The sequence below is a fragment of the Anaerofustis sp. LCP19S3_F7 genome, assembly GCF_052119445.1.
GTDB lineage: Bacteria > Bacillota > Clostridia > Eubacteriales > Anaerofustaceae > Anaerofustis > Anaerofustis butyriciformans.
This window is the reverse complement of record NZ_JBQKFF010000009.1, coordinates 27494-42267: the sequence shown is the minus strand read 5'-3', so window position 1 is coordinate 42267 and position 14774 is coordinate 27494. Positions and strand designations below refer to the sequence as shown.

The 14774-nt window shown below is 26.4% G+C and carries 15 protein-coding genes and 1 pseudogene; 3 read left to right on the top strand and 13 right to left on the bottom strand.

All coding sequences use genetic code 11. From position 1 onward, the window contains the following. Positions 1–122 precede the first annotated feature (122 nt). Positions 123–446, top strand: a complete 324-nt coding sequence (locus tag ACTQYZ_RS08655) for a hypothetical protein (protein WP_441416415.1) — start codon at positions 123–125, stop codon at positions 444–446. 69 nt (positions 447–515) lie between these two features. Then, positions 516–893, top strand: a complete 378-nt coding sequence (locus tag ACTQYZ_RS08650) for a hypothetical protein (protein WP_441021692.1) — start codon at positions 516–518, stop codon at positions 891–893. Positions 894–945: 52 nt separating this feature from the next. On the opposite strand, the gene ACTQYZ_RS08645 is transcribed toward ACTQYZ_RS08650, so the two are convergent. Further along, entirely contained in the window at positions 946–1179 is a 234-nt protein-coding gene (locus tag ACTQYZ_RS08645) for a CBS domain-containing protein (RefSeq protein ID WP_441021694.1), read from the bottom strand. Positions 1180–1354: 175 nt separating this feature from the next. Further along, positions 1355–2641: an MFS transporter gene (locus tag ACTQYZ_RS08640; protein ID WP_441416414.1), complete on the bottom strand. Its 1287-nt coding sequence runs from the start codon at positions 2639–2641 to the stop codon at positions 1355–1357. A gap of 171 nt (positions 2642–2812) precedes the next feature. Here ACTQYZ_RS08640 and ACTQYZ_RS08635 point away from each other — a divergent pair, with 171 nt between their 5' ends. Further along, entirely contained in the window at positions 2813–3247 is a 435-nt protein-coding gene (locus tag ACTQYZ_RS08635) for a MarR family winged helix-turn-helix transcriptional regulator (protein ID WP_441416413.1), read from the top strand. A gap of 24 nt (positions 3248–3271) precedes the next feature. Here ACTQYZ_RS08635 and ACTQYZ_RS08630 read toward each other — a convergent pair. The 11 genes and pseudogenes from ACTQYZ_RS08630 to ACTQYZ_RS08580 all read right to left on the bottom strand — a co-directional run bounded on the left by ACTQYZ_RS08630 (position 3272) and on the right by ACTQYZ_RS08580 (position 14636). Next, positions 3272–4405: pseudogene (locus ACTQYZ_RS08630) on the bottom strand (McrC family protein). Between the two features lie 170 nt (positions 4406–4575). After that, positions 4576–5259 (bottom strand): AAA family ATPase, encoded by a 684-nt coding sequence (locus ACTQYZ_RS08625; RefSeq protein WP_441416412.1) that lies wholly within the window; start codon positions 5257–5259, stop codon positions 4576–4578. Beyond that, positions 5231–6934 carry a hypothetical protein gene (locus ACTQYZ_RS08620; RefSeq protein WP_441416411.1) on the bottom strand — a complete coding sequence of 568 codons (1704 nt, stop codon included), beginning with the start codon at positions 6932–6934 and terminating at the stop codon, positions 5231–5233. The genes ACTQYZ_RS08625 and ACTQYZ_RS08620 overlap by 29 nt, the downstream gene beginning before the upstream one ends. Further along, positions 6907–7275 carry a hypothetical protein gene (locus ACTQYZ_RS08615; RefSeq protein ID WP_441416410.1) on the bottom strand — a complete coding sequence of 123 codons (369 nt, stop codon included), beginning with the start codon at positions 7273–7275 and terminating at the stop codon, positions 6907–6909. The genes ACTQYZ_RS08620 and ACTQYZ_RS08615 overlap by 28 nt, the downstream gene beginning before the upstream one ends. 142 nt (positions 7276–7417) lie before the next feature. Beyond that, positions 7418–10162, bottom strand: a complete 2745-nt coding sequence (locus ACTQYZ_RS08610) for an AAA family ATPase (protein WP_441416409.1) — start codon at positions 10160–10162, stop codon at positions 7418–7420. Then, positions 10162–11298, bottom strand: coding sequence for an exonuclease SbcCD subunit D (locus ACTQYZ_RS08605; RefSeq protein ID WP_441416408.1), 1137 nt, complete (start codon positions 11296–11298; stop codon positions 10162–10164). Before ACTQYZ_RS08605 ends, ACTQYZ_RS08610 begins: the two co-directional genes overlap by 1 nt. Before the next feature lie 428 nt (positions 11299–11726). Further along, positions 11727–12407, bottom strand: coding sequence for a TIGR00266 family protein (locus tag ACTQYZ_RS08600; protein WP_441416407.1), 681 nt, complete (start codon positions 12405–12407; stop codon positions 11727–11729). A gap of 45 nt (positions 12408–12452) precedes the next feature. After that, positions 12453–12983: a hypothetical protein gene (locus ACTQYZ_RS08595; protein WP_441416406.1), complete on the bottom strand. Its 531-nt coding sequence runs from the start codon at positions 12981–12983 to the stop codon at positions 12453–12455. 87 nt (positions 12984–13070) lie between these two features. Then, complete coding sequence (locus tag ACTQYZ_RS08590; protein WP_441021714.1) at positions 13071–13442, bottom strand: hypothetical protein; 372 nt, start codon at positions 13440–13442, stop codon at positions 13071–13073. Between the two features lie 297 nt (positions 13443–13739). Next, positions 13740–14084: a hypothetical protein gene (locus tag ACTQYZ_RS08585; protein ID WP_441021716.1), complete on the bottom strand. Its 345-nt coding sequence runs from the start codon at positions 14082–14084 to the stop codon at positions 13740–13742. Positions 14085–14309: 225 nt separating this feature from the next. Continuing rightward, a complete protein-coding gene (locus ACTQYZ_RS08580; RefSeq protein ID WP_441021718.1) occupies positions 14310–14636 on the bottom strand; it encodes a hypothetical protein in 327 nt (108 codons plus the stop codon). Positions 14637–14774 lie beyond the last annotated feature (138 nt).

Sequence of the window (14774 nt, the reverse complement as noted above, 5' to 3'; positions counted from 1 at the left end):
ACATTGTATATATATAATTTTATATAACATTTTAAATTGTATTACGTTTAAAATATTATTTTTATATAATTAAATTGTTAATTTTATTGTCTTTACACTAAATAAATTCTGTAAAGGAAAAAATGAAGTCTAAAAATAGAAATCATATAAATAATTCCTTTTTATATATGGTTTTTGGCGTAGTTATAGTTTTTATATTAATTACAAGCACACCACTTAAATCTTTAACTTATTATTTTACTTTACCATTTTACGAAACCGGTGGTATGGAACTTCAAATTACCATATGGAATGCTATTAATATCGTTTTATCTTTAATAGTAGGAATCATCGCTGGAAAAATTATAGGAAATAATATTAATAACAAAAAAATCCAAAAACAAAAAGCTTTTATGGAAATGGCACAACAATATAGCACTAAATCCAATACTTCAAATGTAAATTAAAAATATTCAAATAAATCTACAACAAATAAAACCTTTAGTATCAATACTCTTACAGGTAGAAATTTATCAATGGGTTTAAATAAAATTGTTATACCTGCAAACAGTAAAACCATAAAAAATTCAATGAATCATTTTTACCAAATTATTGATTCCATAGGAACAGAATATCAAATTACAGATGCCCATGTAAAAAATGTATTCTCAGAATTTCCTGAACTCATTATGGATGTAAAAATAACATTCATAAAAGGCGCAAGCAATTTGGGAAATTCAAATAATACATTTACAAGTAAAATGCATCAAAAATATAAAGATAATTTAAGCGAAGAAGAAATCAATATGATTAACCAAAACAAAGAATATCTTAAGGATAAGAGAAATCGTGAAATGCTTCAAATGGAAGCTATTGTATTATATGCAGAAGTTGAAAAAGGATATGAAGGATAAAAAAGACCATATATAAATGGTCTTTTTTTATAATTAACATCAAATTATTTTATTAAATAATTTCTTCTTTCTTTTTATTTTTTAAATATTGTTTTACAAGATATCTCTTAACCAAGAACTGCGTCATTACACTACGAGAAATTATTCCAACAATTTTATTATCCTTGATTACCGGTATTTTCTTTATACCTGTTTCACTAAGTAATTTTAAAGCTTCTTCCATTGATGCATTAATATCAATAGTAATAGGCTTATTTGTACCTATCTCAAGTACGTTTAAGTCCATAATAGAATTAAGTTTTTATTCAAATTCATTATCTGTATTCCAGAAATAATCCATAAACATTACAGAACTATCTATAGCCGTAGGATGATGCTCATCTACTTTCATATATCTCATAATATCTCCATCTGTAATATAACCCACTGGTTTCCCTGTTTCAGATATAATAGGAGCTCCACTAATATTTTTTTTCCGTAAAGAATGTTATGGCATCTCTAACCGTCTTATTTTCGTTAATAGTATATATTTCATGTTCCATATATTCTGCTAAGAAACCTTTGTGTTCTTTTTTTGAACATTCTTTGTTTTTTAATTTTTCATAGTATTTATCTACATATAACATATAAATAATGAAACCAACAACATAAGCTACTACGGTTAATGCAAAACCATTAGATAATCCTATACTTTCCTGCATAAACCCCATTAATAAAGAACCTATACCAATACCAATATCATATGATAATAGATATGTTATATTTGCTACTCCCCTCTTTGGTGCAGGTGTTGTACCTGTAACAAAAGACTGGAATAAAGGTTGTAGTATACCATAACCAAGACCAAAGAAAAATCCCGCTAAAAGTAAATGTATACCTGTATTTAAAAATTTATAACTAACCATTGTTAATATTAAAATTACTAAACTAATATACACTAATACTTTATGTTTTCCTGCATCAATCATTTTTTGTGTAGATAATTTTGATAAGAGCATTCCTACAACAAGGAAAATATAAAAATAAGGAAGAAATCCTGTTAAATTCTTTTCACCTGCTAAAATTGATGAATATGCTATAACTGCTCCGTATGGAACCATAAGAAACATCATATTGAACATAAATGTGAAAGCAGGTTTATAAATTGTATCTTTTAGCGCAAATTTCTTTCTTTCTACTTTAGGATATTTTATCTTACAGCATAACAAACATATTAATGCTACAACTGTTATTGCAAAAACCGTTAGAAAAGATGCTTTACTGCTTAAATAGTTCTGAACCTGAATACCTACAAAAGGTCCAACAGCCATACCAATTGATATCGTAAATGCAAATCTACTTATACCTTCCGTAATCTTTGAAGGAGGTAAAACATCACTTGCAAGAGTCATTGTTGCTGAACCACAAACAGAATAAACAGCCCCCATATATAAACGTATTACAATTAATGCGCCAAACATTGGAAATAAAATAAAACTTGGGAAAGATAGGCAAAATAGAGCCAAAAACAAAACATATACAAGATAACGGTTAAAATTATCAAGTAAATATCCGGCTATTGGACGAAATAAAATTGTCGCAACTGACATAGCAGTTAGTACTATACCAACTTTTGAACCGGTTATCCCTATTTGCTGACAGTATACCGGAATAATAGGTATGGAGGCATAAAATGCCGCTAAAACCAAAAGATTAGTAATAAATAAAAGAATAAAATTTTTATTCCATATTTTTGTAACTTTTTCCATATAATGCACTCCTTTTTTGTCAAAATATAATATAGTGGCAATTGCCACTATATTATAAAATATCACATAAAATATTCATGGTCAATAGTTTAGTGGCAATTGCCACTAAAAAATATTTGCAAATATTAAATTAACCAACTATAATATTTAATAAGTAAAAGGAGGATTTTTATGTTTGATATTATGGATAACCCTTTTAAATTTATATCTATTCTATATAGAAAATCTCATATGTTTCTTAACAAGAATTGCGCAAAATATGATTTAACAGCACCTCAAGCTGTTATTATATTAATCATTTGTGACTTTGAAAAAATAACTCAAGATGAAATAACAAAAAAAATAGGACTTGATAAGAGTGTAGTTGCTAAAACTTTAAATAAAATGGAAGAAAGAGCTTTTGTTAAAAGGACTACAAACATAAAAGATAAAAGAACATACGATATTAAACCAACAAATAAAGCTTTAGAAGTATACCCATTTGTAAAAGAACAGGTTAAAATATGTTTTGATAAAATGACAGATAAAATGACAAAAGAAGAAAAAAAAGAATTTAAAAGACTTTTACTTCTCGCTGCAAATTCAACAATATCCATGGACGAATAAAAACACTCTATATAAGAGTGTTTTTTAATTCATATTACTTATTATTTGTTTAAGAGTATCTTTAACATTATATAAATCTATAAATTCAACATTTATTCTTGCACCATCATTTGAATAAAATCGTATTTTTTTATTTTTATCTATATTTGGTGTAAGAGGATATAACAATGTTACATTCCTAGAATCATATTTTTTATTATAAGCATACATTTGATATATATCAGATTGAGATATACCATAATTATTATTTTTTTCTGATAAAAGTTTCCACTTTGTATCCATAACATAAATATAATTATTAATTTTATCTTTTAAAACAATATCAGGCTTAATTAAGAATTTCTTTTGAGGCTCTTCAAATAAATGATATCTGCCATCTTGAAAAGAGATAGAGTATTTATTATTACTAATTACTAATTTTAATTATTTTGCAATATATTTTTCAAATAATTTTTCCATTGGAAACAATAAAGCAAAAGATATTTTAGAACCTGAGAAAGAAGTAAAACTTTTACCAAACAGGAAAATTTCACTCCACATTATAGCTCTTTCATAATATTTTTTATTTCTGTCTATAACTAAATTATCAAAATCATCTTTTGAATATACTTTAAGTGCACTAACATTCTCAAAATTATTTAAAAGAATTTTTATATCTTTTTTGTTTTTTGATGAAGATGTAACTTTGTATAAGTATAATAATATTTCTTTTATAATTCTGTTTTCAATACAATTTGTATTATAATCATCATAACAAATAAAAAATCTTTCTTTATGTATTAAATTATATTTAATTTGTTTTGAGAAATCTATCTTTCCCTTTAATAATGGTTTATTTTCTGACACTCTTTGGTAATCACTTTTTATTCCTCTTTTTACAATATAAAAAACTTCATCAATAAACATTCTTATAAATATCTCAAATATATTCATTTTTGAAATATCCATATTTGCCATTTGGAAGTTTTTATATGGAAATTCTTTAAATGATTTCAGCATATCTATAAACAGCTTTTTTGTCTTTTGCTCATTTTCTTCTTCTTTTGAATAAACTTTTGGAAGTATCTCTATAATAGTTCCATCATTCATTGTAATCATGCCAACATAATTTTGGGCTGTAATGATTTTTCCTATTCCCCTTTGAACCGATAACTTCATAATATCAAGAGCAGAAGTTTCTTTAAAAGAATTTGAAAGTATAAAATTCTCCAATTCATCAAACGTATCATTAGGTAGAGAAATATATCCTTCAATCTGACTACCTTTTGTAAATGAACCATATTCTTTTATTTGATATATTTTTTTCATATAATATTACTTCTTTCAACTTATATCATCTTATATGCATTAATATTTTCAAATGCATCTTCATTGATTTCATATATATAAGGTATATCTATATCAATATCTACATTACTGCCAAACAACATATTATAATCACAATCTTTTTTTACAATAAATTTATCTTCATGGTTTTTATTGTTATCTCCAAGAATTAATCCAATCTTTTCGTAATCTTCATAAAAATACTCTTGTAACAACGGAATAATATTCTTTTTAAATATCATTGATAAAGTATTCAAATCAGGATTATTTATAAGTGGAATAAAATACGAATGACCAATCATATGTTCTCTGTCATATAATGCCGCTATTCTCATATTGATTTTTTTAAGCATATCTTTAATAGAAACACCTTCTACATATACATCATTTAAAATTTCTTCATTTGGTAAAACTTCAACAAAATCAAAACGACGTCTAAGAGCTGTATCAATAAGGGCAATAGAACGGTCGGCAGTATTCATTGTTCCAAGTATGTAAATATTATCCATAACTCCAAAAAGCTTCTTTGAATAAGGTAATCTTAATTTTAATTCTTCTTTTGCACCTATTCTTTTACTTTCTTCTATAAGAGTAATAAGTTCCCCAAATATGCTTGAAATATTTCCTCTATTTATTTCATCAATTATAAAAACAAAGTTACTTTTTCTTAGAATGTAATAACACACCTGAATATTTGGAAATAATATTTATTACATCTGACAATGAAATGTTTAATCTGTATACAGAAGATAATGTTAATGAACAGCCATTATTTATATCAACAATATTTTCTTTTATTCCTTTTACTATCCATTTTACTTTTCTTAAACGCTTATATTTTTCATACTCATCATGCCATTCATATTCACCGCTTACAATACCAATAGCATCAATCGTAGTAGAACTATAGCAAGATAAAACAATATCTCCTACTTTCATTTTGGGAATAAACGCATTTAAAATATTTTTACCCCCAAATTCAAATTTTGTTTCATCTTCTATATTTTCACCATAAGAATCATATCCAATTCTTATATGACCATTTTCCATACATTCGCTTCTTGTTCTGTTTTCACCTGTACCCTCTAAGGAAACTTTCCATATCTCAGGTGAATTATTTAATTCTAAATTAATATTTGAATTACTTAAAGAAAATGTTTCTGCTTTATCACAAAAAGCCTTAAAAACACCCGGTTCAATTTTATAATTTACATCACTGTTTTCATCTTCACTATTATCAATAATCGGTTTTATCCCCTCTATAAATTCTTCATATCCATAAGATTGATGAAATGTTGTAAATTCAATTAATCCATCTGATTTATACTGATTATATCTTTTTAATACCTCTTCATATTTTTCACTTTTTATATCAGCTAATTTTTTATTTTCTATTCTTGCAACTGCATATAATACCGTATTATATGTTTTTCCTGTACCAGGAGGGCCATATAAGATAGTATTTTTTCTTATATCTGTTACTTGTATATTATTTTCTTCTTTCATTCTACCTTTAGGTAAATTTTCATTTTCACAAAATGGTGAAATATCTGATAAATCTATTTCATTTAATGCTTCTCTTAATTCCTTCCTTATGGAGTAAACAAAACTTTCTGTATTATGTTCATTTGTTTTTTTACCTACAAAAGGAATTACATATATTCTTTCTTTACCATTCTCTATATAATTTTCTAAATTAAAGTATTTTTTTGCATTTTTACCAAGCCCTAATGTAGCTTTTACATAATAATCCAAATTTCCTCCATATTTTTCTATTAATACATCACAAGAAGACTCTCCACCTAATTCCATTATTGCTTTTAACATTTTTATTGATGTTAAATTTGATGGTTTTTCAATGTTTATAATAAATTTTTTCCATTGTTCTTTTGTAATATTGGGATTATATTCTTCAATATTTTGTGTAGAATTAATTTCGTTTTCTATATTATTTTTATTATTATTATAGTAATTCCATGCAGAAGAAGACAATTCAACAAAATTTGTAAATGGATATTTTCCACTTCTTAAATTAACAGAAATATTATCAATCAAATATAGATAATCTTGTCCTTTTGGAATATTTTCTAATCTTCTAGTTAAATAATTTATTCTACTGTTAATTAAATTATTTTTAATTATAAAATCTCTATTCGTTGCATCTAAATTTACATATGCGTTAGGGCGAATCCAGAATAATCCCATTGTAATATTCCAATTTACTCCATATTGTTTTATTACATTATTATAAGCAATAATAAAATCATTTCTTGTTTTATCATTTTTATTATATGCGTAATTGATTCCTGCTTCAAAAATATTCCAAAGCCCGTCTATATCGCCTTCTCCTCTTTTTTCCATAAATCCCAAAAAGATGATTTTAAGTTATTTAAAATAGGAATACCATCAAAACCTAAAGGAATATTACTTTTTAATCCAAATTCTTTTGATATACCCTCTAAAATTAGTTTCCTGTTACTAGCTTTTATTCCCTTATTAAAAATACCAAAAACTGAAAAAGGATCGATATCTATAATGTCTTTATCTTTTTCAAATGTTGGAAATTTAATATATTTATCATTTTCTCTATATATTCTTTTTAACTTATCTATAAGAACATTTCTATTATTTTTATAATTTAACAAAACTGAAGCAAATTCCATATAAAAAATTATCCATGGTAAACCGATTTTATTATCCATATCGTTTCTCCTTATGATAGTTTACCACCTGTTATAAAAAATTTTATCACAACAAAATATCAAACTCAATTATATATACTTACAAATAAAAACAAAAAAATAAAAAACTTCCTAAAATATTAAATTTTAAGAAGTTTTTTTATTATACTTCGACTAATACTTTGCTCCCGCCTGCTTTTTCTTTCTTAACTATAATCTGCTTGTCTATTTTTTCTCTAAGTTCGCTTACATGGGATATTATACCTACAAGCCTGTTACCTTCACATAGGGCTGAAAGTGTTCTTATAGCCTGAGATAAAGATTCTTCATCAAGAGAACCAAACCCCTCATCAACAAACATTGTATCCAGCTTAATTCCTCCTGCTGAAGCTTGAATTTCATCACACAGTCCAAGTGCAAGACATAGTGATGCCTTAAAAGATTCTCCTCCTGATAATGATTTAACATCTCTTTTTGAGCCGTTATAATGATCTATTACATCAAGTTCCAATCCACTTTGCTTTCTTTTATTATCGGCAGAAGTTTTTCTTATTAATTCATACTGTCCGGAAGTCATACTGATTAATCTACTATTTGCTCTGTTTATTATTCTGTCAAAATATGCCATTTGTATATAGGTTTCAAGCATTATCTTTTCTTTACCTGTTAAAGTTCCATTTGCAGTGCTGCTTAATGCATTTAGCCATTTATATTTTTCTTCTACCATTTCTTGTTCTTTAAGCTTTGATTGTATTTTTTCTAAATATGAAGAATTAATTTCTTTTGTTAGGTTAATATTTTTTTGCTTATTTTGTAAATTTTGTTTTTCTGTTTTTAAATATGTTTGTTTTTCTTCTTCTTTTGTTATATCAATATCTTCACTATTTTTTAAAATTTCTTTATTAGTAGCTATTTTTACATTTATCTCATCAATACTTTTTTTACAATCTTCAAAAGCTTCATTTGTTTTTTTATAATTTTCTTCAATAGATTTCTTTGTTTGTTCTAAACTTTTCTTTGTTTTTAAAGCAGCATTTTTATTCTCATATTTAAGATTACCCTTTAAAGTATCTATTCTTTGAGATATTGTTTTTAACATAGTTTCATCGGTAAGTTTTGAATTTATAATATTTTGAATTTCATCTTTTAACTTAGTTAAGGTATCTTTGTTTTTTTGAAGTGAATGATTAAGTTCTTCTTTTGTTGTTTTTTTATCTTCTATATCACTTATTTTATCTAATACTTCATTTAAAAGATTATCTACATCATCTTTCTTTTCTTCTAAAGACTTACCATTTAAAATGTCATTTGAAAGTTTATTTAATCTTTCTTCAATTCCTTTTAAGGAACCTTTTACCTCTCCTGCTTTTTCACTGACTTTTCTTTCTTCTTCTTGTGCTTTTTCAGATTCACTTTTTAGAGCTTCAAGCTCTTCTTTTGTAGGAGCATTAAACTCTTGTTTTGCAGGATTTGGATGAGAAGTTGAACCACATACAGGACAAGGCTCATTATCTATTAAGTTCTTAGCTAAAATACCTGCTTGCTCATCAAGGTAAGCTCTGTTTCCCTTATCGTACTTTTCCTTTGAAGCTTGTGCCTTTTCTGATTTTATTTTGTAATCATTAATCAAGTTTTCATATGCTTCTTTAGTTTTATCAAAAATTTCTTTATAACTTATAATAGTATCAATATCTTTTTTTTCTTTCTCTAAATTTGACTTCTCCTCAATATAATTACTTTTATTTTTTATTATTTCGTCTATACTTCTTATTTCTTCTTCTATATTCTTTATTTCTTCTTCCAACTTTTCTTTATTTAAAGATTTTTTCTTAAATGATTTATCATTATTTTCTATTTTATTCCTTATATTTTCTTCTTCATTTATATTTTTTTCAAGCTCATCATAATCATCAAGCTTGATTTCAATTTGTGTAATTTCGTTTAGAATATCATCTCTCTTATCGTATTCTTTCTTTGCATCTTCTACTTTTAAACTTAATTTATTTTTTTCTTCTTCTTTTTCAAATAGTTCATCTTCTAAATCTTTTATGCTTTCTTTAGCATTTATAAGTGTTTTTGCTTTTGTAAGAATTTTTGTAATTTCTTCTATTTCATCATCTAACTTATTTATTTCAATTTGACATTGTTTTTCTTCTTCAATACTGTCATTTATGCTATTTTCTATTAACAGAATAACATCTATAAAAGGAGTTTCTTCATTTTTTATCTTTTCTATTATTAAATAAAGATTCTCATCCTCTTCACATTTTATTCCATCAATATACTGCATAAGAGTACTTTTCAAGCTGTTATATTTTTTATTTATTTCTAAAAAATCCTCTTTTATTTTTTCTTGAAGTAAATTATATTTTTGTGTCTTAAATAATTTTTGAAAAATCTGTTTTCTTTCATCGGTAGAAGAATTTAATAATTTTAAGAAATCACCTTGTGCTATCATAACAATTTGAGTAAATTGATGATAATCAACACCTAAAATATCTATAACAGCATCATTTACTTCTTTTGGTTTATCTATTGTTTTACCGTTTGGCAAATAAAGTTCTACACTTGCCTTTTGAGTTGTAAATCCATCTCCTCTGCTTTTAGGTCTAACATATTCTGGATTTCTTTTTATATAATATTCTTTACCGGAGTATGTAAAATTTAGTTCAACACTTGTTGGAGTGCTTTCAAGTGCATATTTTGAACGAAACATGCTTGCATCCCTGTTTTCTCCACTGGCTCTTCCATATAATGCATATGTTATTGCATCAAAAATAGTTGTTTTGCCTGCACCGGTATCACCAGTTATTAAATATAGTCCGTTTTCCCCAAGTTTATCAAAATCAATTTCAACTTTATTTGAATATGGACCAAAAGCTGACATTATAAGTTTTGTTGGTCTCATTAATTATTCCCCCATATTTCTTCAATCGTATTTTTAATATAATTATTTTGTTCTTCATTCATGCTTTGATTATTCTGCTGTTTATAAAAATCTGAGAATAATTCAAAAGGAGAAAAACTTTCTATATTTTCAATTTCTTTAATCTGATTTGAAGTTCTCGTTCTAATGTTATCATAGTCAACTTTCATAATATTATGATAAACTGCTTTAAGCTTTGTTATAACATCAGGTATATCCTCTTCATCTGTAAGAATAATATGTATATAATCTTCCCTATAAGATATATCTTTATAAAAATCAAGTCGCATAATATCATTATATTTTCCCTTTATTTCTACCATATCTCTTAAAGGTTTAAAAGGAACTGTTTTAATATTTATATTATTCTTTTCCTTAATATCTATAATAGTTGCACTTTTTTTATCCTTAGCTTCCGAAAATGAATATTTAAGTGGTGTTCCAGAATATCTAACTCTTTCTGCTTTACAATTTTGAGGACGATGTATATGCCCTAAAGCTGTATAATCAAACTTATCAAAATTCGATACATCTATATTATCGCTCCCACCTACGGATATCTCTTCTGAATCTGTTCTTTCTGCTCCCGTTACAAATTGATGTGTAATCATTATATTTCTTTCGTTTGTATCTATTTTAAGATTATCTATTACTGTTTTTACAGCATCATTATATGTATTTATTACCTTATCTTCATAAACCTTACGAACATTTAACGGTTTTATAAAAGGTAACAACCATATATTTATTTTCCCGTATTCATCATTTAATTCTATTTCATTAATTTCTCCGTTATATACAGGGGAAAAAAATATTTTACTTTTACGCATAAATGAATTACCAAAGGCAATACGCTCCGGAGAATCGTGATTCCCGCTTATTATAAATACATAAAGATTTCTATTTTCAAGTTCTTCAAGAAAATCATTAAATAACTCAACCGCATCTACAGGAGGTACACTCTTATCATAAACATCTCCTGCAATTATTACACTTTCAATATTTTCATTATCTATAATTTCTAATATGTTATTTATAATATATTTTTGATCTTCAATCATTGAATACCCATTTACTTTTTTCCCTAAATGAAGATCCGATAAATGCATAAATTTCATTTCTTACTCCCAAATAAAAATTATTTTAAACCTTAATCATTTTTATACTATAAATTTTATAATAACATAAAAATAAATTGTTACTAAATAAAAATATCAAGTAACAACTTAAAATTATTTTATGTTTTTATTAAAAAATTATAGGCACTCCTTTTGTAAGCAAAACATCATTAACCAACAAAAAAGCTTTTACTTTATATTACACATTTTTCCAATTTATACAATATAAATACAGTTCTGCAATGTCTTTGTTAAATTTTATATCTTAAAAAAATTTTAATTCATTTAATTACTATATATTTGTAATTTCTATCTTATCCTATACTTTAAATATATTATAAAATAAAAAATAGTTCTTATCTTCTTTTTACATGAAATATTAAAAAAGGATATCTTTAAGATATCCTTTTTTAATTATCATATAAATACTATTTACCTGATGGATTTAAGAAAGGTGCAAGAGCAGCTGCAACTCCTGAAATTGGCATAGTTTGAAGAGTAACTTTTCCAGGGCCTGTAACTACAGTATTAAAAAGTCCTTCACCACCAAACAATGCATTTTTAACTCCTTTAACAGTTTGAACATCAATTGTGCAAGTTGCATCTACCATAGCAAGATTACCACTATCAACAATTATCTTTTGTCCTGGGTTTAAATCATATTCTACAACTGAACCATCAAATTCAACAAACGCTGTTCCATTGCCAGATAATCTTTGCATAATAAATCCTTCACCACTAAAAATCCCACTCATTGCTTTTTGTTGAAAATGAACTGATAATTCAACACCAGACTCAGCTGCTAAAAACCCCTTTTTTTGAACAATAACAGGATGGCTAGGATCAATTTCTACTGCTCTTATTGAACCTGGAAAGCTTGAAGCAAATGCAATCATACCTGCACCAGCCTTTGCTGTATATTTATTTTGAAATATATTTTCTCCTGAAAACATTCTTCCGAAAGCCTTTCCAATTCCCCCGGAACGTGTTTCCATTAACATATTTTCAGACATCCAAACCATTGAACCACTTTCTGTAATCATTGATTCTTCTGCATCCAAATGACAAATTACAACCGGCATAGGTTCGCCTTTTATTTCGTATTTCATATCTAATCTCCTTATAAACATTTTTCTAAAGCAATAATAATTTTATTACTTATTTTTTACTTTTATTCCTTCTAAAATTGCTTTAAAATCCGCATCATTTAAGTCTATTTTCATATCACCATTTTCCATTGTAACAGACACTTGTATCTGTTCATTACCAAATTCTGTAAATAGTACTGCAATAGGATATCCCATACTTATTGCGGTATATCCTTTCCATGTATATTGATCTGTTTTTATATCTTTAATATCTTTACTATTCTCATACAATTCTTTAGGTGGCATATTTAATGTTCCATCTTTTCCGGAATAGGTAATATGTACCATTGGTTTACTGAAAAGTTCAAATTCATCTTCTACACCTTTACCAATACTTACAACATTAGGATTATACCCTTCTTCATAATCACCAAACACATCTGCACCATGAAATGCTTTCCATCCTTCAGGAACAAAAACTTCAATATTTCCACCATCAAATACTTCTCCTTTTACAGGGGCTCCACAGCTTGAAAATGCAAATATCATAAAAAACAAAGAAACGAAAATAACAACTAATTTTAATTTATTTTTCATATTTTACTCCTTTGCTTATTGAAAAAATATTATAATCTACATAATCTAAACTATTTTATTATATTATTGTAAGTATATAATCTTTTATTAATCACCCATCAATGCACCAGATGCACTCATACTAGAAGGTGTCATTTTACCGTCTCCTTCTTTATCTTTAAACAGTACACGAAGATAAGATTTTTCATCCGGACCTGGGAAATCAACTACTAAATAACCTTCTCCCCAATCTTTTGTAGATTCTTCATTTTCTACATATCTTACCCCTAAGAAACGTTCCATTTCTTCCGGAGTTAAATCAGACCAATTACTTTCTTTCAGTTTAATATACTGCTCTTTTGTAACCGTTGCATTTGGATCAATATCATCATTTTTTCTATTATCTCCATTTCCTCCACATGCTACTAATGTAAAACATAATGCTATTGCCATAACAAACATTAATACGTTCTTTTTCATTTTTTCTCCTTTCTCAAATTTTTTATTTTTCTAAGTGTACATTAAAGTCATAAAGTGAACATCTAAAAAATTTATAATTAACAAATATAGTTCATTCTTAAAATAATTCTATACAACATTGAATGCTTAATCGTCAGTATATAATCTAAAATAAAATCATATACAACATTCTATTCTCTTATTATTTTCTTGTTTACCAAATCGTATATCTTGCAAAAAACATTATCCTATTCTTATTTTGACAAGCCATAAATCGTCTAGATGACGATTTATAGCTTGTGAAAAGTTTATATTATTTTATTGTTTTTCTATGGTTAGAGTTGCACCATCATAATCTGCAGTTCCAGTGTTACCTTCAACTTTAAAATCCATTTCACCTTCTATACTAAAGCCATCTTCAGTTTCAGTCCAATTACCTGAACCTTTATCACCTGCAAAGTCTACACTACAAGTACCATCATCTTTTAATTCTATTATTATTTCAGCGCCAAACAATTCTTCTATTGACATTTCCACACCACCATATCCTACTTTAACACCTTTCCATGTTCCAACATATGGACTTTCAGAATTTTTTCCACAAGCAACTAAACTAAAGCATACTAACAAAATCATTGCAACGATCATAAATTTTTTCTTCATAATAATTTCCTCCTCAAATTATTCATACAAATTTATCTTGTTAAATCGATTACCATCAAATCTGTGAATATATTTTTAAAAATTTTAAAATATTCTAAATTGTTTAGATTGCTTATAATTTATAAGTCACAAAGTTACCCTTAAAAACTAATTACCTTATTTTAATTTTTTTATTAAAATTATTGAAATAATTTTAATAAAATACTTTGAATTACCTTCTGTTGATTATAACGTATCTAACATATCAACAAGATACTCTCCCGTTACGGAACTATAAAAGAATGTATCTATACCACCATCTTTATTTAGTTCTTTCACTCTTTTGGCGGTTTCCGGATCCGCGTTTTCATCACAAATAAATGCAATCCTACACAATGGCAAATATTTTCTAATTTGAGATGCAGCCTTCTTACGTTGAAAAAAAGTATAAGGAGAAATTTGGGCCACTTCCATGAGAAGAACATCTGCATTTACTGACTTGCAAGTTTTTAGAGGTTCATCATTGTTATCTTCTAAGATACGTATAGGTTTCAATTCACTTCGTTCTTGCATGTATTTGATGATTGCTCCTGACAGTAGGCGATTCTGTGTGCTTATTACTACGGTCCGCAAAATATCACCTCCCTGATTTCTTTGTTCATCGATTCAAGATTTATTTGTTTTTCTTGAGTATATTTTAACATCTCTATA

Bases quoted from the DNA above. Each gene is read 5' to 3' on its own strand.
- ACTQYZ_RS08655 (WP_441416415.1), top strand. From the start codon at position 123: ATGAAGTCTAAAAATAGAAATCATATAAATAATTCCTTTTTATATATG.
- ACTQYZ_RS08650 (WP_441021692.1), top strand. From the start codon at position 516: ATGGGTTTAAATAAAATTGTTATACCTGCAAACAGTAAAACCATAAAA.
- ACTQYZ_RS08645 (WP_441021694.1), bottom strand. From the start codon at position 1,179: ATGGACTTAAACGTACTTGAGATAGGTACAAATAAGCCTATTACTATT.
- ACTQYZ_RS08640 (WP_441416414.1), bottom strand. From the start codon at position 2,641: ATGGAAAAAGTTACAAAAATATGGAATAAAAATTTTATTCTTTTATTT.
- ACTQYZ_RS08635 (WP_441416413.1), top strand. From the start codon at position 2,813: ATGTTTGATATTATGGATAACCCTTTTAAATTTATATCTATTCTATAT.
- ACTQYZ_RS08620 (WP_441416411.1), bottom strand. From the start codon at position 6,934: ATGGAAAAAAGAGGAGAAGGCGATATAGACGGGCTTTGGAATATTTTT.
- ACTQYZ_RS08615 (WP_441416410.1), bottom strand. From the start codon at position 7,275: ATGGATAATAAAATCGGTTTACCATGGATAATTTTTTATATGGAATTT.
- ACTQYZ_RS08610 (WP_441416409.1), bottom strand. From the start codon at position 10,162: ATGAGACCAACAAAACTTATAATGTCAGCTTTTGGTCCATATTCAAAT.
- ACTQYZ_RS08605 (WP_441416408.1), bottom strand. From the start codon at position 11,298: ATGAAATTTATGCATTTATCGGATCTTCATTTAGGGAAAAAAGTAAAT.
- ACTQYZ_RS08600 (WP_441416407.1), bottom strand. From the start codon at position 12,407: ATGAAATACGAAATAAAAGGCGAACCTATGCCGGTTGTAATTTGTCAT.
- ACTQYZ_RS08595 (WP_441416406.1), bottom strand. From the start codon at position 12,983: ATGAAAAATAAATTAAAATTAGTTGTTATTTTCGTTTCTTTGTTTTTT.
- ACTQYZ_RS08590 (WP_441021714.1), bottom strand. From the start codon at position 13,442: ATGAAAAAGAACGTATTAATGTTTGTTATGGCAATAGCATTATGTTTT.
- ACTQYZ_RS08585 (WP_441021716.1), bottom strand. From the start codon at position 14,084: ATGAAGAAAAAATTTATGATCGTTGCAATGATTTTGTTAGTATGCTTT.
- ACTQYZ_RS08580 (WP_441021718.1), bottom strand. From the start codon at position 14,636: ATGCAAGAACGAAGTGAATTGAAACCTATACGTATCTTAGAAGATAAC.